At 67.3% G+C, this 18,057-nt stretch carries 18 protein-coding genes; 11 read left to right on the top strand and 7 right to left on the bottom strand.

Translation table 11 applies throughout. The features are described 5' to 3' along the window. Positions 1-124: 124 nt before the first annotated feature. Positions 125-2,053: an asparagine synthase (glutamine-hydrolyzing) gene (asnB, locus tag MYCSP_RS08700; protein WP_088413615.1), complete on the top strand. Its 1,929-nt coding sequence runs from the start codon at positions 125-127 to the stop codon at positions 2,051-2,053. Here asnB and MYCSP_RS08695 read toward each other — a convergent pair. Further along, positions 2,050-3,021: a carbohydrate kinase family protein gene (locus tag MYCSP_RS08695; RefSeq protein WP_088413614.1), complete on the bottom strand. Its 972-nt coding sequence runs from the start codon at positions 3,019-3,021 to the stop codon at positions 2,050-2,052. The genes asnB and MYCSP_RS08695 overlap by 4 nt on opposite strands. Positions 3,022-3,170: 149 nt before the next feature. Between MYCSP_RS08695 and MYCSP_RS08690 the strand changes: the two genes are divergently transcribed. After that, on the top strand, positions 3,171-3,713 hold the full coding sequence (locus MYCSP_RS08690; protein WP_070910982.1) for an Rv0361 family membrane protein: 543 nt from the start codon (positions 3,171-3,173) through the stop codon (positions 3,711-3,713). On the opposite strand, the gene MYCSP_RS08685 is transcribed toward MYCSP_RS08690, so the two are convergent. Both MYCSP_RS08685 and MYCSP_RS08680 read right to left on the bottom strand, forming a co-directional pair. Then, entirely contained in the window at positions 3,714-4,085 is a 372-nt protein-coding gene (locus tag MYCSP_RS08685; RefSeq protein ID WP_070910983.1) for a HesB/IscA family protein, read from the bottom strand. 101 nt (positions 4,086-4,186) lie between these two features. Beyond that, positions 4,187-5,248, bottom strand: a complete 1,062-nt coding sequence (locus MYCSP_RS08680; protein WP_162266219.1) for a glycerate kinase family protein — start codon at positions 5,246-5,248, stop codon at positions 4,187-4,189. A gap of 22 nt (positions 5,249-5,270) precedes the next feature. On the opposite strand from MYCSP_RS08680, the gene MYCSP_RS08675 reads away from it, so the two are divergent. From MYCSP_RS08675 to MYCSP_RS08655, 5 genes are all read left to right on the top strand, one after another. Continuing rightward, the gene (locus MYCSP_RS08675) at positions 5,271-5,945 is read left to right on the top strand and encodes a DUF3043 domain-containing protein (protein WP_088413613.1); all 675 of its coding nucleotides are present in this window, start codon (positions 5,271-5,273) and stop codon (positions 5,943-5,945) included. Positions 5,946-5,951: 6 nt separating this feature from the next. Continuing rightward, complete coding sequence (locus MYCSP_RS08670) at positions 5,952-6,485, top strand: bifunctional adenosylcobinamide kinase/adenosylcobinamide-phosphate guanylyltransferase (protein ID WP_083017780.1); 534 nt, start codon at positions 5,952-5,954, stop codon at positions 6,483-6,485. Further along, the gene (gene cobT, locus MYCSP_RS08665; protein WP_088413612.1) at positions 6,482-7,507 is read left to right on the top strand and encodes a nicotinate-nucleotide--dimethylbenzimidazole phosphoribosyltransferase; all 1,026 of its coding nucleotides are present in this window, start codon (positions 6,482-6,484) and stop codon (positions 7,505-7,507) included. The genes MYCSP_RS08670 and cobT overlap by 4 nt, the downstream gene beginning before the upstream one ends. Beyond that, positions 7,504-8,262, top strand: a complete 759-nt coding sequence (locus MYCSP_RS08660; RefSeq protein WP_088413611.1) for an adenosylcobinamide-GDP ribazoletransferase — start codon at positions 7,504-7,506, stop codon at positions 8,260-8,262. Before cobT ends, MYCSP_RS08660 begins: the two co-directional genes overlap by 4 nt. Positions 8,263-8,350: 88 nt before the next feature. Next, positions 8,351-10,054 carry a metallophosphoesterase gene (locus MYCSP_RS08655; RefSeq protein ID WP_088413610.1) on the top strand — a complete coding sequence of 568 codons (1,704 nt, stop codon included), beginning with the start codon at positions 8,351-8,353 and terminating at the stop codon, positions 10,052-10,054. On the opposite strand, the gene MYCSP_RS08650 is transcribed toward MYCSP_RS08655, so the two are convergent. Together MYCSP_RS08650 and gcvT are read right to left on the bottom strand one after the other, a co-directional pair. Then, a complete protein-coding gene (locus MYCSP_RS08650; protein ID WP_088413609.1) occupies positions 10,051-11,154 on the bottom strand; it encodes a branched-chain amino acid aminotransferase in 1,104 nt (367 codons plus the stop codon). The two genes, MYCSP_RS08655 and MYCSP_RS08650, sit on opposite strands and share 4 nt — an antisense overlap. A 54-nt stretch (positions 11,155-11,208) precedes the next feature. Further along, positions 11,209-12,303: a glycine cleavage system aminomethyltransferase GcvT gene (gene gcvT, locus MYCSP_RS08645; protein ID WP_088413608.1), complete on the bottom strand. Its 1,095-nt coding sequence runs from the start codon at positions 12,301-12,303 to the stop codon at positions 11,209-11,211. Between the two features lie 50 nt (positions 12,304-12,353). On the opposite strand from gcvT, the gene MYCSP_RS08640 reads away from it, so the two are divergent. After that, complete coding sequence (locus MYCSP_RS08640) at positions 12,354-13,862, top strand: leucyl aminopeptidase (RefSeq protein ID WP_083017789.1); 1,509 nt, start codon at positions 12,354-12,356, stop codon at positions 13,860-13,862. A gap of 6 nt (positions 13,863-13,868) precedes the next feature. Here MYCSP_RS08640 and MYCSP_RS08635 read toward each other — a convergent pair whose 3' ends face one another. Then, entirely contained in the window at positions 13,869-14,210 is a 342-nt protein-coding gene (locus tag MYCSP_RS08635; RefSeq protein ID WP_083017791.1) for an oxidoreductase, read from the bottom strand. Between the two features lie 116 nt (positions 14,211-14,326). Here MYCSP_RS08635 and MYCSP_RS08630 point away from each other — a divergent pair, with 116 nt between their 5' ends. After that, on the top strand, positions 14,327-15,346 hold the full coding sequence (locus MYCSP_RS08630) for an NAD-dependent epimerase/dehydratase family protein (protein ID WP_088413607.1): 1,020 nt from the start codon (positions 14,327-14,329) through the stop codon (positions 15,344-15,346). Between the two features lie 2 nt (positions 15,347-15,348). After that, on the top strand, positions 15,349-15,963 hold the full coding sequence (locus tag MYCSP_RS08625) for a TetR/AcrR family transcriptional regulator (protein ID WP_083017888.1): 615 nt from the start codon (positions 15,349-15,351) through the stop codon (positions 15,961-15,963). On the opposite strand, the gene MYCSP_RS08620 is transcribed toward MYCSP_RS08625, so the two are convergent. Beyond that, a complete protein-coding gene (locus MYCSP_RS08620; protein ID WP_088413605.1) occupies positions 15,960-16,190 on the bottom strand; it encodes a DUF167 domain-containing protein in 231 nt (76 codons plus the stop codon). The two genes, MYCSP_RS08625 and MYCSP_RS08620, sit on opposite strands and share 4 nt — an antisense overlap. A gap of 139 nt (positions 16,191-16,329) precedes the next feature. Here MYCSP_RS08620 and sucB point away from each other — a divergent pair, with 139 nt between their 5' ends. After that, positions 16,330-18,057 carry a 2-oxoglutarate dehydrogenase, E2 component, dihydrolipoamide succinyltransferase gene (sucB, locus tag MYCSP_RS08615; RefSeq protein ID WP_088415535.1) on the top strand — a complete coding sequence of 576 codons (1,728 nt, stop codon included), beginning with the start codon at positions 16,330-16,332 and terminating at the stop codon, positions 18,055-18,057.

Here is an 18,057-nt window from a genome sequence, read left to right as displayed (position 1 = left end):
CAGAATCCATCGCTGACCAGTGGCAGCAATCGAATACTACGCAGCGTAGACCACGCGGTCGCATCAGGGCTGCGACGGGGCCGGTGTCGGGACCTAGGTCCCGTGATGTTGCATACTTGGCCGCGTGTGTGGACTGGTGGCGTGGCTGGGCCCGCCCGGGTCTTCCCTCGAATCTCATAGCCCGGCGGTAGATGCGGCGATGGTGCATATGCGCCACCGCGGCCCCGACGAACCCGGGATATGGCACGAGGGAAACGTGCTCTTCGGCTTCAATCGGCTCTCGATCATCGATATCGCGCATTCGCATCAGCCGCTGCGCTGGGGGCCCGCGGATGCCCCAGATCGGTACGTGCTGGTCTTCAACGGCGAGATCTACAACTACCTAGAACTCAGAGAAGCGCTCCGGGCCGAATACGGCGCCGTCTTCGCGACCGAGGGCGACGGCGAGGCCATCCTGGCCGCCTATCACTTCTGGGGCCCGGACGCGCTGCACCGGCTGCGCGGCATGTTCGCCTTCGCGATCTGGGACACCGCCCGGCGCGAGTTGTTCTGCGCACGCGATCCTTTCGGCATCAAGCCGCTGTTCATGGCGACGGGCCCGGGCGGCACCGCGTTGGGCAGCGAGAAAAAGTGTCTGCTGGACCTGGTGGAGCAGTTGGGCATCGGGACCGAACTCGACCTACGGGCGTTGCAGCACTACACGACGCTGCAGTACGTTCCAGAGCCCGAGAGCCTGCATACCCAGATCCGGCGCCTGGAATCTGGGTCGTACGCGCGCATCGCCCCCGGCGAGCCGCCGCGCGTCACGCGCTACTTCCCGGCCCGGTTCCAGGTGAGGCCCTTTACGCGCGCCACCCGCCAGTCCCGGTACGACGAGATCACCGAGGTGCTCTCCGATTCGGTGGCCAAGCACATGCGCGCCGATGTCACGGTGGGGTCGTTCCTGTCCGGCGGCATCGACTCGACCGCTATCGCCGCGCTGGCGATCCGGCACAACCCCAAACTCATCACCTTCACGACAGGTTTTGAGCGGCAAGGTTATTCCGAGGTCGATGTGGCGGTCGAGTCGGCGCAGGCGATCGGTGCCCGACATGTCGTCAAGGTGGTCAGCCAGGAGGAGTTTGTCTCCGCGCTGCCCGAAATCGTCTGGTATCTGGACGATCCGGTGGCGGACCCGTCGCTGGTGCCGTTGTTCTTCGTGGCCCGGGAGGCGCGTAAGCACGTCAAGGTGGTGCTCTCCGGCGAGGGCGCCGATGAGTTGTTCGGTGGATACACGATCTACCGGGAACCCTTGTCGCTCAAGCCCTTCGACTACCTGCCCGGCGCATTGCGGCGCGGTGCGGCACGCCTGTCGGCCGCCATCCCGGACGGGGTGCGCGGCAAGAGCCTGCTGCACCGCGGGTCGATGACATTGGAGCAGCGCTACTACGGGAACGCGCGCAGCTTCAACGACGATCAGCTGCGGGCGGTGCTCCCCCACTACCGTCCGGAATGGGGCCACCAGGACGTCACGGCGGCCCTCTATGAGCGGTGCGCGGGGTGGGATCCGGTGGCGCGCATGCAGTATGTGGATCTGTTCACCTGGATGCGCGGGGATATCTTGGTCAAGGCCGACAAGATGACCATGGCGAACTCGCTGGAGCTGCGGGTGCCGTTCCTGGATCCCGAGGTGTTCAAGGTGGCTTCCCAGCTGCCCTATCGGGAGAAGATCACCCGCGACACCACCAAGTACGCCCTGCGTAAGGCGCTGGAACCCATTGTGCCGGCGCATGTTCTACACCGGACCAAGCTGGGCTTCCCGGTGCCCATCCGGCACTGGTTCGTGGACGGGTTACTGCACGAGTGGGCCCGCGAGATGCTCGCGACCACGCAAGCCGGACACCTGGTCAACGTGGACGCGGTGAGCCGGATGCTCACCGAGCACGCGGCCGGAGCCGCCGATCACAGCCGCAGGTTGTGGACGGTACTGATCTTCATGCTGTGGCATGCGATCTTCGTCGAGCAGTCGGTGCGGCCGAACATCCAGGAACCGCACTACCCGGTGCAGCTCTAAAGAGCCGCACCGATCTCGTCCGCCGCGTCCGGACCGTAGGCGTCGGCGAGGCGAGCCAGGGCGCTGTCGCGCTCCCACAGCCATTCCTGGGTACCCACGGTCTCCAAAACCAGTGTGGCCACGAGCGCACCCAGCTGCGCCGACCGCTCTAGGTTCAGTCCGGCGCTGCGGCCGGTGAGGAATCCGGCACGCCACGCGTCGCCGACACCGGTCGGGTCGGCCTGCCCCTTCTCCGGGACCACGCCCACCTTGAGGGAAGTGCCGTCCTTCTCCACGATCTCGACGCCGTTGGGGCCCAAGGTGGTGATCCGCAGGTCGACACGCTCACGCACATCGGCCTCGGTCCACCCCGTCTTGGACAGCAGCAGATCCCACTCGTAGTCGTTGGTGAACAGGTACGCGGCGCCGCCGACAAGCTCGCGGGCCTGCTCACCGGACAGGCGTGCCAGCTGCTGCGACGGATCGGCCGCGAACGGCAGCCCCAGGCTGCGGCATTCCTCGGTGTGGCGGAACATGGCATCGGGGTCGTTGGCTCCGATGATCACCAATTCCGGTGTCCCGGTGCGCGATACGACGTCGGCCAGGGAGATGTCGCGCGCTTCGGACATCGCACCCGGGTAGAAGGACGCGATCTGCGCCATGTCCTGGTCGGTGGTGCACACGAATCGCGCGGTGTGCGCGGTCTCGGAAATCAACACCGCGTCGCAATTCACGCCGTGGCGCTCAAGCCATGACCGGTACTCGGCGAAGTCCGCGCCGACCGCGCCCACCAGGGCGGGGTTGCCCCCGAGCACGCCGATGGCGAAGGCGATGTTCCCCGCGACGCCACCGCGACGGATCTCCAGATCGTCCACCAGGAAGCTCAGGGACACCTTTTGCAGGTGCTCGACCAGCAGCTGTTCGGAGAACTTGCCGGGGAAGTTCATCAGGTGGTCGGTCGCAATGGATCCGGTGACGATGATGGACACGCGTGAGACCCTTCGTTGGATTCGGGCGGGTTTGCAGTCGAGAGACAACCCCAAAAGCTTACCTAACGTAACTGTTAGAGCGGTTGTGGCCGATTGCTAGCCTGGGTGGTCGGGGAGTGAGACTGGGGAAACGATTTTCAGGAGAATCAATGGCTGAACCAGGTTATTCGACGGTGCCCTACCCTGGTTTACCGCCCATGCCTCCCCCGGTCGACTACCCGGAGCGCAAGCGCAAGGTGCCCGGTTGGCTCGCACCCGCTGCCGTGGTGGCCGTGCTGGTGGTGCTGGCGCTGCTGCTGGGATTTCTGACGAAGAATTCGGGCGTCTCCCACCGCCCCAGTGAGGAGCGGATCCAGGAGACCATCCAGGGCTACCTGGATGCGATGGCCCGGCTCGACACCGTGACCCTGGCGCGCAACGCCGGCTGCGGCCTGTATGACGCGGTGCGCGACAAAGACACCGATGACACGATCGTGCGCGCCAACGCCCAACAGTTTGTGGCCACCTTCGGGACGGCGACGGTCAAGTCGATCGACAAGATCGTCTACTTCTCCGAGTACCAGCTCAAGGTGCTGTTCACCGCGACCAGCCAGAAGCGCAAGGATGCGCCGCAGGGTCAGGCCGAATTACTGCTCAACGACAACAAGATCTACGTCTGCTCCGCGTACATGCGAGGCGGGAACGCGTTCTGATCAGTTGAAGGAGTCGCCGCAGGCGCAGGAGCCGGTGGCGTTCGGGTTGTCGATCGTGAAGCCCTGCTTCTCGATGGTGTCGACGAAGTCGATGGAGGCGCCCTGCACGTACGGCGCGCTCATGCGATCCACGGTGAGGGTCACACCGTCGAAGTCGACGGTCAGGTCGCCGTCGAGGGCGCGGTCGTCGAAGAACAGCTGGTACCGCAGACCCGCGCAGCCACCCGGCTGGACGGCGATGCGCAGCGACAGGTCGTCGCGGCCTTCCTGATCCAGCAGCGCCTTGGCCTTGGCGGCGGCGGCATCGGTCAAGACGACGCCATGAGCTTCCTCGGTGGCGGAAGTGGCGGTCGATTCGTCTTGGACAGTCATGGTGGGATCTCCCCTGGTCGAAGCTCTCGGGTGGACGTCCTTGTAGGGACGTCTTCTGACCTCAACGGTACCTCGTCTGCGGCTATTCCTACATCTATGCCCTAGCCCACCGGCCAGTCACGTGCGACGAGTGCCGCCAATCCGGCGAGCTGACCGGCAGCGTCCTCCATGGCCCGCTGCACCGACCCCGCGAACTGGGTGATCGATTCGGCGCGCGCGATACCCACCCGCTGGTACTCGGCGGCGGTCAGCGCCACTTGACCGGCCAACACCAGCACCGGAGTGCCGGAAGCCGCGGCGCGCGCTGCCACCGCCCCGGCCACCTTGCCGTGCAGGGTTTGGTCGTCGAACTTGCCCTCCCCGGTGATCACCAGATCGGCCCGTGCAATCGCTGCATCCAGGCCGGTGTGCTCGGCGAGGATGCGCGCTCCCGATTCTCGACGGCCGCCGAGCGCCAGCAGTGCCGCCCCGATTCCGCCCGCTGCCCCCGCGCCGGCGAGATCTCGCACGGACCGGCCGGTTCCGGCCTCCAATGCCGTCGCCCACTCGGCGAGCCGCGCCTCCAGGCGATTGACGGTGTCCGGGTCCGCACCCTTCTGCGGGCCGAATACCGCGGCCGCACCACGCGCACCGAGCAGCGGATGCTCGACGTCACTGGCAACCACCAGTTCCGTCGTGATGAGCCGGTGCTGTGCTGGGCCGATCCCCCCGAGGGCTTCCACGAGTCCCGCGCCTCCGTCGGTGCAACTGCTCCCTCCGAGGCCGACCACGATCCGCGTCGCCCCGGCGTCCAGGGCAGCCGCAATCAGTTCTCCGACACCTGCGCTGCCGGCGCGCCATGCCGTGTCAACCGTCGGAGCTTGCCGTAGCAGCGGCAGCCCGCAGGCCTGCGCGCATTCGACGTAGGCGGTGACCCCGTCCAGCAGCCAGGTGGCATCGACGTCCTCGTCCAACGGGCCTCGGACCCGTGCCGCGTGCCGCCTGGCCGAGGGCAGTTGAGTCGCCAGCACCTCGACGAACCCCGGGCCGCCGTCGGACTGCGGGCTGACGGTCAAGGTGTCGGCGGGGCGCACGCTCCCCCATCCTTGCGCGATGACGCTGGCCGCCTCGGTGGCGGTGAGTGTGTCACCGAAGCTGTCGGGCGCCACCAGAATCTGACTCATTCGCGCAGGATAATCTGGGCGTGTGAATCTGCTCGGCCGAAAGAAATCCGCTCCCTCCGACGAGGCTGCCGCGACGTCCACATTGCCATCCGGTGAGACGGACATCACAGGTACTTCCGGGGCGGTGCAGTCCGGAAAGGGCCGTCCCACACCCAAACGGGACGCCGGAAAGCGCCGCGGACCCGTCGCCCCGGCACCATTGACCAGCTCCGAGGCCCGGCAGCGGCGTAAGGCCCTGCGCGGACCGAAGCTGTCACGCGCCGAGCGCAAGATCGAGAACGCCGAGCGGCGCGCCCGGATGGCCGACAACCGGGAAAAGATGATGGCCGGCGACGAGGCATACCTGCTGCCTCGCGACAAGGGCCCGGTGCGTGCTTTCGCCCGCGACATCGTCGACTCGCGGCGCAACGTGCTGGGGCTGTTCATGCCGCTGGCGCTCTTCTTGATCTTCACCATGTTCGCTGTGCCCTCGGTCCAGGTGCAGATGTGGATGACCCCGGCGATGCTGGTTCTGATGCTTGTGATGATCGTGGACGGTGTCTTCGTCGGCAGGCTCGTGAACAAGCGCGTGGGCGAGCGCTTCCCCACCAGTGACGAGAGCGGATTCAAGCTCGGTTGGTACGCGGCAAGCCGCGCGTCGCAGCTGCGCAAGATGCGCGCCCCGCGTCCCCGGGTGGACCGCGGCGAGCCGGTCTAGCCTCACGTGCCTACCACGCTGGTTCTTGGTGGAATTCGTTCGGGAAAGTCGCGTTTCGCCGAATCCCTGCTTCCCGCCGCGGGACCCGCGCGATACCTGGCCACCGGATCGTCGGCTAGCGACGACACGGCGTGGGCGCACAGGGTTGCCGCACACCGATCGCGGCGCCCCGCCCACTGGACGACCGCCGAGACGGCGGATATCGCGGGCGAGTTACACACGCGCGCACCGCTGCCCACGCTCGTCGACGATCTCGGCGGCTGGCTGGCCGCGGCGATGGACGCCCGGGACGCTTGGGATACCGGCAGCGATGCGGTCACCCCAGATATCGGCGAATTGCTGAACGCGATCGACGCCTACACCGTCGACTTGGTGATCGTGAGCCCGGAGGTCGGACTGACCATCGTGCCCAACACCGCGTCCGGGCGGCTCTTCACCGACACGCTCGGGACCCTGAACCAGGCTGTGGCAGCACGCTGCGAACGCGTGGTTCTGGTGGTCGCCGGCCAGCCGTTGGTCATCAAAGGACGCCTCACGTGACCTCACCCGAAGCTCCGCGATTCACCCCGGTGACGGCGCCCAACCCCGACATCGCCGATGCCGCACGCGAGCGTCAACGGCGACTCACCAAGCCCGCCGGTGCGCTGGGGCGCCTGGAGGAGCTGTCGGTGTGGGCGTCTGCATGCCAGAACCAGTGCCCGCCTAAGACATTCCAGCGACCACGAGTGGTCGTCTTCGCCGGTGATCACGGCGTGGCAGCCGCCGGAGTATCCGCCTATCCCCCGTCGGTGACGGCGCAGATGGTGCGGAACATCGAAGCGGGCGGCGCGGCCGTGAACGTGCTTGCCACGCTGACCGGTGCAGGCGTACGCGTCGCCGACATCGCCGTGGGCCGCCCCAGCGGCAACATCGCCGTCGAAGACGCTCTCACCGAGGAGCAGGCACACGGCGCGCTGTCCACCGGAATCGCCTTGGCCGACACCGAGATCGACGGCGGAGCTGATCTGCTCATCGCGGGCGACATGGGCATCGGAAACACCACACCGGCAACGGTGTTGGTGGCGGCGCTCACCGGAAGCGAACCGGTGGCGGTCGTGGGCCGGGGCACGGGCGTCGACGATGCCGGATGGGCGCGCAAGACCGCCGCTGTCCGCGATGCGCTGCGCCGCACCAGGGACGTGCGCACCGATCCTGTCGGGCTACTCATCCGGGCGGGCGGCGCGGACCTGGCGGCGATGGCCGGTTTCGTGGCGCAGGCGGCGGTGCGACGCACTCCCGTGTTGCTCGACGGACTGGTGGTCACCGCCGCCGCACTTGTGGCCGAGCAGCTGGCACCGGGGGCACGGCAGTGGTGGCTTGCCGGACACCGCTCTACCGAGCCCGCGCATTCCCTTGCCCTGCAACGTCTCCGGCTCGATCCCGTGCTGGATCTGGACATGCGACTGGGTGAGGGATCGGGCGCACTCGTCGCGCTGCCCGTTTTACAGGCCGCGGTGGGCACACTCGCCCAGATGGCGACATTCGACGAAGCGGGAGTCGACAACGCAGCGAGCTCGTCATGAACGTGCTGCTGCGAATCCTGCGCCCCGTGGGTGGAGCCTTCGAATTCTCCACGGTGGCACCGGTTCCCGCGCGACTAGCCGGGACATTGTCAGGCCCGGTGCTAGGAGCACTGCCCGTGGTGGGGGCCACGCTGGGGGCACTGGCCGCGTCCGTCGCCTGGTTGATGAGTTTGGAGTACATGGCAGCCCTGGCAGGGTTGGCGGCGGTGACGGTGACGATTCTCGCGACGCGGGGCCTGCACATCGACGGACTGTCCGACACCGCGGACGGGCTGGGTTGCTACGGGCCGCCGGAGCGCGCGCTGGCCGTGATGCGCGACGGCTCGGCGGGGCCGTTCGGCGTGGTGGCTCTCATCATCACCCTTCTGGCGCAGGCGTTGTCGTTCGGAGTGCTGGCGTCCCGGCAAGAATGGCTGGCCATCGCACTAGCGGTCACGGTCGGACGCGTCAGCGCGGTGGTGGCATGCCGCCGCGGCGTACCCGGTGCCGCGCAGAGCGGCTTCGGTGCCAGGGTCGCCGGGTCCCAACCGTTATGGCTGGCGGCGCTGTGGGTGCTCGCGGCCATGGCCGTCGGGCTTGTGGCGCAACCCTGGCGGCCGTGGCAGGGGCCGGTCGCGGTGGCGGTGGCCCTGGCGGTCGGAGCGCTGCTGGTGCGCCATTGCGTACGCAGGTTCGGCGGCATCACCGGGGATGTGTTGGGCGCGAGCATCGAGGTGACCACCACTTTGGCCGCGCTCGGGCTCGCGGCGTACTGACAGGACTACGAAAGATTCACCAAGAGTTTGTGGTCGCACCGGCCTGTGCGGTCGCGTTATCTGCTGCGGTGAGCCACCATTCGAAGCTATGCCGCGCAACCCGTTGAATCCCGCCGGTGAGACACCGGACATGGGCATCCCCGAATCGGTGGCCCAGTCGATGTCGATGGCCGAGCAGTACGAGTGGCATCGCGGGTATCTGCGCCGTCACGCGGTGTCGCGCCGCAACTTCCTGCGGGGATCGGCGGCGGCCGCCGCGGTCGCCGCATTGGGAATGACGCCGTTCGGGCGGCGGGCGTATGCCGATGACGCGCCGCTGAGCGTCGCAGGAAGGCGTGTGGGGTATGGCGCGGACTCGACCAGCCAGCTCAGCTTCTCCGGGCAGTTGTCCAGGAATCCGCACGGCACCAAGGTCTTTCTCGACCATGGCCCCACGCCCGAACTCGGTGCGTCGCTAGAGGCCGAGATTCGAAACTTGGTGACCCAGATTCCGTCGGAGGCACACGGAGTCCTGGGCGCCGAACAGTTCTACGTCCATGCACCCGTGCACGGGATCGGCGGAGGCGCCGAGCATTTCTACCGTTGGCGCACCGCCGATGGGTTCCTGGGCGATATTCGTTCGTCCTCGACGGCGATACCGTCCGCACGAAACGCCCTCGCCCCCTTCCGTTTCACCATGATGGGTGATCAGGGCACCGATGAGACCCCTACCCAGCCACCGGGGCTCGCCGCCGGCGAGTACGACGACAACTACTACAGCGCGGACAACGACCCTGGCGTGTCGCACACGCAGAACGTCTTGAATCAGATCGTGGCGTGCCGCCCCGACTTTCACATCCTGGCCGGGGACATCGCGTACGCCGACCCATCCGGGATGGGGAAGAAGCCGCAATTCGTATCCTCGGGCGGCACGGCGGCAGCAGGATTCGACAAGTACAACCCGTTCGTCTGGGACGTGTACCTGACATCCATCGAGCCCAGCGCCTCCACCACCCCGTGGATGTTCGCGACGGGCAACCACGACATGGAAGCGGCATACGGCACCCACGGATACGGCGGCCATCTGGCACGTCTCGGGTTCCCCGGCAACGGCCCCACCGGCTGCCCGTCGGCGTACTCGTTCACGTACGGCAATGTCGCCGTGCTCTCGCTGGACGCCAACGACGTCTCGTACGAGATCCGAGCGAACACGGGGTATTCGGGCGGAGCCCAAACCGGCTGGGTAGGAAAAACATTGGCGGCATACCGCACCAACCCGAACATCGATTTCATCGTGTGCTTCTTTCACCACTGCGCCTATTCGACGACGCTCTCCCATGCCAGCGACGGCGGCGTACGCGACGCGTGGTGTGCGCTGTTCGACCGCTATCAAGTGGATCTGGTGCTCCAGGGGCACAACCACGTCTTCGAGCGCACCGACCCCATCCGGGCGGGGCGCCCGACCCGTGAGGCCGGTGACAATTCCACAGTCGATCCGGAATCCGATGGCACCGTGTACTACACGGTGGGTTCGGCTGGTCGGCCCCGCTACGACTTTCAGCCGGGCGAGCCGGAGGGCTACCGCGGCCGCGAACTCGGCGACACCCTGGTGCCCAACAGCTACGTCTGGGCACCGGACGGCAGCAAGCATGCCGAGGCGGTGTCGTGGTCGCGGGTGCGCTACCGCAACTACGCCTTCATTCGCGTGGACGTGCGCCCCGGAACCTTGGTCAGCGAGATGGACGTGGCCGCCGTCGACGAATACGGTCACGAATTCGACAAGGTGACCTATCGCCGCCGGGTGAAGAGCTAGCCGAGCTGGGTGATCCAGCCGTGCGTATCGGCGAAGGTGCCGCGCTGGATTCCGGTCAACGTGTCACGCAGTGCCATGGTGACCTCGCCGGGTTCCCCGTCACCGATGGTGAACTCGCCGCCCGAGTGCTTGACCCGGCCGACCGGCGTGATGACCGCAGCCGTGCCACAGGCGAACACCTCGGTGATCTCGCCCGATCCGGCCTTCTTCTCCAGCTCGTCGACGTCGATCTTGCGCTCCTCGATGGCGAAACCGGCGTCGGAGGCCAGCTGCAACAAGGACTTTCGCGTCACACCGGGCAGTAGCGAACCGGACAGCTCCGGAGTCACCAGACGGGCCTCGCCGTCGCGCCCGAACACGAAGAACAGGTTCATGCCACCCATTTCCTCGATGTACCGGCGCTCGATGGCATCGAGCCAGACCACCTGATCGCACCCCTCGTCGGCGGCCTGCGCCTGCGCGACGAGCGAGGCGGCGTAATTGCCGCCCGTCTTGGCCGCGCCGATCCCGCCCGGTGCGGCGCGCACGTATTCGTGCGAGAGCCACACACTGACCGGCTTGATGCCCTGCGAGAAGTACGCGCCCGCGGGCGAGGCGATCAGCAGATAGCGATACTCGGCGGCGGGCCGAACCCCCAGGCCGGCCTCGGTGGCGATGATGAACGGCCGCAGGTACAGCGATTCCTCGCCACCGCCCGGCGGCACCCACTCGGCGTCGACCGCGATCAGCTGGCGCAGCGACTCGATGAACAGCTCTTGCGGCAGCTCGGGGATGGCGATGCGCCGGCAGGACTGGATCAGCCGTTCGGCGTTAGCCTCGGGCCGGAACGCGGCGATGGTCCCGTCGGGCTGCCGGTAGGCCTTGAGCCCCTCAAAGACCTCTTGCCCGTAGTGCAACACGACGGCCGACGGGTCCAGGGTGATGGGGCCGTAGGGCACCACTTGCGCGTTGTGCCAGCCATTTTCGGCGTTCCAGTCGATGGACACCATGTGGTCGGTGAAGTACTTCCCAAATCCCGGCGCGGCCAGTACCTCAGCCCGACGCGCCGGACTGGCCGGTGACGGGTTGAGTTGCCGGGTGAACTCGGGAAGCGGATTCATGCTCGGCAGTCTAGCCGTCCGCCGTCGCCAAATCCGAACCCGTTATCGCTCGTTTTATCCCGGATTGGTGTCCACGAACGGCGGCTTGACGACCTCGCATTCGATCTCGCGGCCGCGCACGTCGACGACGACGCTCGCTCCATCCGCGATCTGGGCGGACGTGTCCAGCAAGGCCAGGGCGATACCGGTCTTGAGAGTCGGCGAGAAGGTGCCCGATGTCGTCACTCCCACCGGTTGACCGCCGGAGAGCACCGTGAGATCGGTGCGCAGCACACCCCGGCCGGTCGCGCGCAGGCCCCGCAGGGTGCGGCGCGGACCGACGGCCTTCTCCTGCGTAAGCGCGTCGCGTCCCCAGAACGCGTCCTTCTTCCAGCCGACGGCCCAGCCCGCGCGCGCCTGCACCGGGCTGATGTCGGCGGAAAGCTCGTGACCGTGCAACGGATAGCCCATCTCGGTGCGCAGCGTGTCGCGCGCGCCCAGACCGGCGAGTTGTCCACCTGCCTCGGTGATCACCGGCAACAGCGCGTCGAACACGGCACCGGCGTCATCCCAGGACGGCAGCAGCTCGTAGCCGTGCTCGCCCGTGTATCCGGTGCGGCATACCCGCACCGGCAGACCGTCCAGCGTCGCGTCCGCGTAGGCCATGTACTCCATATCCGTTGGCAGCCCGAGGCGTTGCAGCACCTCCGCGGACTTGGGCCCCTGCACCGCCAGCACCGCGTAGTCGCGGTGCTGATCGGTGATGGTGATTCCCTCGGGTGCCTGTGCCTGCAGGGCAGCGACCACGGCGGCGGTGTTGGCGGCGTTGGGCACCAGGAAGATCTCGTCATCGGAGACGTAGTAGGCGATGAGGTCGTCGACGACCCCGCCGGTCTCGGTGCAGCACAGGGTGTACTGCGCCTTACCCGGCCCAACCTTGTTGAGGTCGTTGGTAAAACATGCGTTGACGAAGGCCGCGGCGCCCGGTCCGCGCACCAGCGCCTTGCCCAGATGACTCACGTCGAATAGACCGACGGCCTCACGTGTGGCGGTGTGCTCCCCCACCGTTCCGGCGTACGACACCGGCATGTTCCAGCCGCCGAATTCGGCGAAGGTGGCGCCCTGTGCGGCGTGCCGATCATGGAGTGGTCCGAGCAAGAGGTCCGTCATGGCGTTCACCCTAATTGGCCCGCCACGCGCTTTCACTAGGCTGTGAGGCTATGAGCGCATACACGGCACCTTCGTTCGCCCTGGCCACCTCCATTCCGCAGCGCGGTATCTCCGCCGCAGTGTTGCTGGTGGGGGTGCGCCCCGGCGAGAAGGAGTCCGACAAGGGCCCCAAGGTGGTCGACGCCCAGCTGTTGGACAAGACCGCCGTCAAGTCCATCGAGGCCGCGCTCAAGGCGGTCGGAGCCACCGGCTCGGCCGAACAGCTCACCCGGGTGGTGGTGGACGGGTTGCCGGTGGCCAGTGTGCTCGCGGTGGGGCTCGGTAAGGCCGAGGGCCCCGAGGCGATCCGTCGCGCCGCCGGCGTGGCTGCCCGCTCGCTCGACAATGTCGAGAACCTGGTGACCACGTTGTCCGAGCGCGACGTCGACGCCACCGTGCAGGGCCTGGTGCTGGGCGGATACCGCTTCGCCGAGTTCCGCAGCGCCAAGACCGCACCGAAGGATGCTGGCCTGCAGAAAGTTACGTTGCTCGTCGGCGACAAGGGCCGTGCGCAGAAGGAAGCCATGGAGCGCGGTGCCGCGGTGGCGACCGCCGTCGCGACGGCCCGCGATTTCGTGAACACCCCGCCGAGTCATCTGTTCCCGGCCGAATTCGCCAAGCGTGCAAAGGCTTTGGCGACGACCGAAGGTATCGAGGTCGAGGTTCTCGACGACAAGGAGCTGGCCAAGGGCGGCTACGGCGGCATCGTCGGCGTGGGCAAGGGCTCCTCGCGTCCGCCACGGCTGGTGCGGTTGACCTACCGCGGCGCGAAGGGGAAGAAGGCCAAGACGGTCGCGCTCGTGGGCAAGGGCATCACCTTCGACACCGGTGGCATCTCGATCAAGCCCGCGGGCGGCATGGAGAACATGACCTCCGATATGGGTGGAGCGGCAGCGGTTATCGCGGTGACCTTGCTGGCCGCCCGCCAGCAGCTGCCCATCGACGTCATCGCGACGGTGCCCATGGCCGAGAACATGCCGTCCTCGACGGCACAGCGCCCCGGAGACGTGCTGACCCACCTGGACGGCACCACCGTCGAGGTGATCAACACCGATGCCGAGGGTCGCCTCATCCTCGCCGACGCGATCGTGCGGGCCTGCCAGGATGAGCCCGACTATCTGATCGACACCGCGACGCTGACCGGTGCACAGGTGGTGGCCCTGGGCACCCGCACTCCTGGTGTGATGGGCACCGACGAGTTCCGCGACCGGGTGTCGACGATCTCGCAGTCCGTAGGCGAAAACGGTTGGGCCATGCCGCTGCCCGAGGAACTGCGCGACGATCTCAAATCCAGGGTTGCCGACCTGGCGAACGTCACCAACCACCGCAACGGCGGCATGTTGGCGGCCGGTCTGTACCTGCGCGAGTTCGTGGCCGACGGTGTGCAGTGGGCACATATCGACGTTGCGGGCCCGGCGTTCAACACCGGCGGACCGTGGGGTTACACGGCCAAGGGCGGGACCGGCGTGCCGGTGCGCACCATCTTCGGGGTGCTGGAGGACATCGCCACCAACGGCTGACGTCGGCTAGGCGCCTTCCTCGGCTGCCCGTCGCTTCAGGATTTTCTGCCGGGCGTCGTAGTCACGCTTGCGTTGTGGGTATCCCGTGCGGTGCACGTCGTACACCGGGATCTTGAGTCGCTCGGAGATTCGGCGCGCACCCGCGACACCGCCGACGCGCCGACGGGTCCATTCGCCGTCCCCCGCGATGAGAATCACCGTGACGTCGGAAAAGTTGGTCTGCGGTTCGACATAGGCCTCCACGCCCGTGCGCGCCGCGGCCCAGTTCGCGAGGTAGCGCAGGTCGTCGTTCGTGCCCTGTTTGGTCTGCCCCTCTCGCTTGCCGCGGAAGGCGTCAATCCATGCCATTGGACCATGGTGCCAGCTAATCCTGAGATCACGCTAAATAAACGGAGTAATTATCTCCGTTTGATGGTAGCGTGCGAGAAACGGAGAAGTAATCTCCGCTTGGATAAGGGAGTGCTGTGAACGAAACAGTCCTGGTCACCGGCGGCAGCGGATTCATCGCCCGCTGGGCGATCGCCGAGTTACTCCGGCGCGGATATGGAGTGCGCACCACGGTTCGTGGTCGCACCAAGGAGGACCCTGTCCGCGAAGCCGTGGCGCAGGCGACCGATCACGCGGACCAGATCGAGTTCGCGCATACCGACCTGGTTCATCCGGGCGGTTGGGCCGGCGCGGCCGAGGGATGTGACTACGTGCTGCATATCGCTTCCCCGCTCACCCCCGACGATCCCCGAGATCCAAATGCGCTGCTCGTGCCAGCTCGCGAAGGCACGCTTCACGTGTTGCGGGCGGCTACTGCTGCGGGAGTCAAGCGCGTGGTCATGACTTCTGCCGCCAACGCGGCAAGCCCGGCCTCCTACACCGAAGACGGCGTCACCGACGAAACCCTATGGACCGACCCCAACCAACCCGGGCTTCCCGCATACCGCCGCTCTAAGACTGTTGCGGAGCGCGCGGCCTGGGACTTCATGAAGAGCTATGGCGGGCAGACTGAACTAACCACCATCCTGCCGGGAGCAGTCTTCGGCCCGGCACTGGGAGGCGACAAGGGCAGCTCCGTTCAGGTCATCGGACGAATGCTCTCGGGAGCGATGCCCGGGACACCGAGAATCGGACTGGAGGTCGTCGACGTCCGGGATTTGGTGGATCTGCATCTGCGAGCCATGACGTCGCCCCATGCCGCCGGTGAAAGATTCCTGGGTACAGGAGAATTCATGTGGATGAGTGATATCGCCGCAGTCTTACGGGAACGTCTGGGAACCGACGGCGCGAAAGTGCCGACGCGACAGCTTCCGAACATCGCCGTGCGCGCTCTTGCGCTGGTGAATCCCGATCTGCGGTCGATCACGCCCGGGCTCGGGCGACGCAATCGGCATTCGACTGCCAAGGCCGAGCGAGTGCTGGGCTGGTCGGCCAGAGCCGGGGCCGAAACTGTCACCGATTGCGCACGAGATCTCCTCGCGCACGGGCTGGTGTGACCGTGGCCCGTCAAGACGCGGTGGCCAATCGTGAGCGCCTTGTCGCGGCGGCACGCGAGGTGTTTTCCGAACGCGGCCTCGATGCGACACTCGATGAGGTCGCAAGGCGCGCCGGACTGGGGACAGGCACCGCCTATCGGCACTTTCGCGACAAACACGAGTTGGCTTCCGAAATCTTGAGCGAGGCCACCGAACAGATCGCGAAGGATGCTCGCGCGGCACTCGCCATCACAGACCCCTGGCGGGGACTCGCTACATTCTGCGAGCGCATCGCCGCTCGCCACGCCGCCGATCGCGGACTCTATGACGCGCTGGCGGGCCGCGGCCGAGCCGAGGACAAGGAACGGATTTGGCCCAACATCGTGCAGCCGGTGACGCAGCTCGTCGAGCGCGCACGAACAGCCGGCGTGATCCGGGCCGACGCGCAGCAGGAAGACATCGGCGTGATCCTCACCATGCTGGGGCCCGTGTACACGCTCGGCGAGCAGGCATGGCGCCGGTATCTCGCGCTCCTGCTTGATGGGCTGCGTGCCGCTGGCACTGCACCGCTTCCCGTTCCCGCGCCGCGCCTGTCCTCGCTCGACGACCTCACCGCGGCCAAGCGCCGCCAGCGTTAGCCGACCGAAAATCGCTTCAGTCTGCTCGTCTGACCGGCGACAAGCCGCACCGACGACTTCGGCACGTTCAGGTGCTCGGCAAGCAACGCGACCGCGGCCTTGTTGGCTTTGCCGTCGATCGCGGGCTCGCGCACGAACAGGGTCAGCGCGCCATCGTCGGCAACCTCCACCGCCGGGCCCTTGCGACTGCCGGGCTTGATGACGCAGACAACCGTGCGCACGCTCACTCCTAGATCTTGGACCCGGACAGGCGCGTCGTTGCGCTCAGTGACAGGATTGACCCGGCGGACACGTCGCTGTGGTAAGCCATGAAGTGTCCGTTTTGTTTTGAGCCGCCGTCCAAAACCCTTTTCAGGAGTGGAAACCATGGCCTTCTCCGTCCAGATGCCCGCCCTCGGTGAGAGCGTGACCGAAGGGACGGTGACGCGGTGGCTCAAGCAAGAGGGCGACACGGTCGAAGTCGACGAGCCACTGCTCGAGGTTTCCACCGACAAGGTGGACACCGAGATCCCGGCTCCCACCGCGGGTGTGCTGACCAAGATCGTCGCCCACGAGGATGACACCGTCGAGATCGGCGGCGAGCTCGGCGTGATCAGTGAGGCCGGCGAAGCCGCTTCCAGCGAGCCCGCTCCCGCGGACGCCCCCGCTCCGGAGCCCGAACCTGCGCCCGCACCCGAACCCGAGCCGGCACCTGCTCCTGAGGCCGCTCCGGCCGCGCCCGCCGCTGCGGCGCCGGCGGGTCCGGGCACCTCGGTCACGATGCCCGAGCTCGGCGAGTCGGTCACCGAGGGCACCGTCACCCGCTGGCTCAAGAAGGTGGGCGACGAGGTCGGCGTGGACGAGCCTCTCGTCGAGGTCTCCACCGACAAGGTCGACACCGAGATTCCGTCACCGGTCGCCGGTGTGCTGCTGAGTATCTCGGCCAACGAGGACGACACCGTCGCCGTCGGCGGCGAACTGGCCGTCATCGGTGCTGCCGGTGCCGCTCCCGCCGCGGCGCCCGCGCCCACTCCGGCCCCCGAACCTGCGGCGGCCCCGCCGGCACCGGCTGCGCCTCCCGCTCCCGAAGCCGCACCTGCCGCGCCTCCGGCACCTGCCGCTCCCGCTCCCGCGGCACCTGCCGCACCTGCGCCCGCCGCCAACGGCAGCACCGGCGACAACCCGTACGTCACCCCCCTGGTGCGCAAGCTGGCTGCCGAGAACAACGTGGACCTGTCCGCGCTGGCCGGTAGCGGCGTGGGCGGACGCATCCGCAAGCAGGACGTGCTCGCCGCCGCCGAAGCCGCCAAGGCGCCTGCGGCACCCGCACCGGCCGCCGCCCCCGCGGCGGCACCGTCGGCTCCGGCTGCCCCGGCCCCGTCGCTGGCCCACCTGCGCGGAACCACGCAGAAGGCCAACCGGATTCGGCAGATCACCGCGAAGAAGACGCGCGAATCGCTGCAGCAGACCGCGCAGCTGACCCAGACCCACGAGGTCGACGTCACCAAGATCGCCGCGCTGCGGGCCCGCGCCAAGGCCACCTTCGCCGAGCGCGAGGGTGTCAACCTGACATTCCTGCCGTTCTTCGCCAAGGCCGCGGTCGAGGCGCTCAAGACACACCCCAACGTCAACGCGAGCTACAACGAGGACACCAAGGAGATCACCTACTTCGACGCCGAGCACCTGGGCATCGCGGTCGACACCGATCAGGGTCTGCTGTCCCCGGTGATCCACAACGCCGGTGATCTCTCGCTGGCCGGGCTGGCACGTGCCATCGCCGATATCGCGGCTCGTGCGCGCTCCGGAAACCTCAAGCCCGACGAGCTCGCCGGGGGCACCTTCACGATCACCAACATCGGCAGCCAGGGCGCCCTGTTCGACACCCCGATCTTGGTGCCGCCGCAGGCCGCCATGCTCGGCACTGGCGCGATTGTGAAGCGTCCCAGGGTCATTCGCGACAATGCCGGCAACGAGTCGATCGGTATCCGGTCGGTCTGCTACCTGCCGCTGACCTACGATCACCGCCTGATCGACGGAGCCGACGCGGGGCGGTTCCTGACCACGATCAAACATCGCCTGGAAGAGGGGGCTTTCGAGGCGGACCTGGGTCTGTAG

Source organism: Mycobacteroides saopaulense (assembly GCF_001456355.1).
GTDB lineage: Bacteria > Actinomycetota > Actinomycetes > Mycobacteriales > Mycobacteriaceae > Mycobacterium > Mycobacterium saopaulense.
Note: the sequence above shows the minus strand (reverse complement) of the source record. Positions and strands in the feature narration are given on the sequence as shown.

Bases quoted from the DNA above. Each gene is read 5' to 3' on its own strand.
- MYCSP_RS08690 (WP_070910982.1), top strand. From the start codon at position 3,171: ATGGCTGAACCAGGTTATTCGACGGTGCCCTACCCTGGTTTACCGCCC.
- MYCSP_RS08660 (WP_088413611.1), top strand. From the start codon at position 7,504: ATGAACGTGCTGCTGCGAATCCTGCGCCCCGTGGGTGGAGCCTTCGAA.
- MYCSP_RS08680 (WP_162266219.1), bottom strand. From the start codon at position 5,248: ATGAGTCAGATTCTGGTGGCGCCCGACAGCTTCGGTGACACACTCACC.
- MYCSP_RS08655 (WP_088413610.1), top strand. From the start codon at position 8,351: ATGCCGCGCAACCCGTTGAATCCCGCCGGTGAGACACCGGACATGGGC.
- sucB (WP_088415535.1), top strand. From the start codon at position 16,330: ATGGCCTTCTCCGTCCAGATGCCCGCCCTCGGTGAGAGCGTGACCGAA.
- MYCSP_RS08635 (WP_083017791.1), bottom strand. From the start codon at position 14,210: ATGGCATGGATTGACGCCTTCCGCGGCAAGCGAGAGGGGCAGACCAAA.
- MYCSP_RS08650 (WP_088413609.1), bottom strand. From the start codon at position 11,154: ATGAATCCGCTTCCCGAGTTCACCCGGCAACTCAACCCGTCACCGGCC.
- MYCSP_RS08685 (WP_070910983.1), bottom strand. From the start codon at position 4,085: ATGACTGTCCAAGACGAATCGACCGCCACTTCCGCCACCGAGGAAGCT.
- MYCSP_RS08640 (WP_083017789.1), top strand. From the start codon at position 12,354: ATGAGCGCATACACGGCACCTTCGTTCGCCCTGGCCACCTCCATTCCG.
- gcvT (WP_088413608.1), bottom strand. From the start codon at position 12,303: ATGACGGACCTCTTGCTCGGACCACTCCATGATCGGCACGCCGCACAG.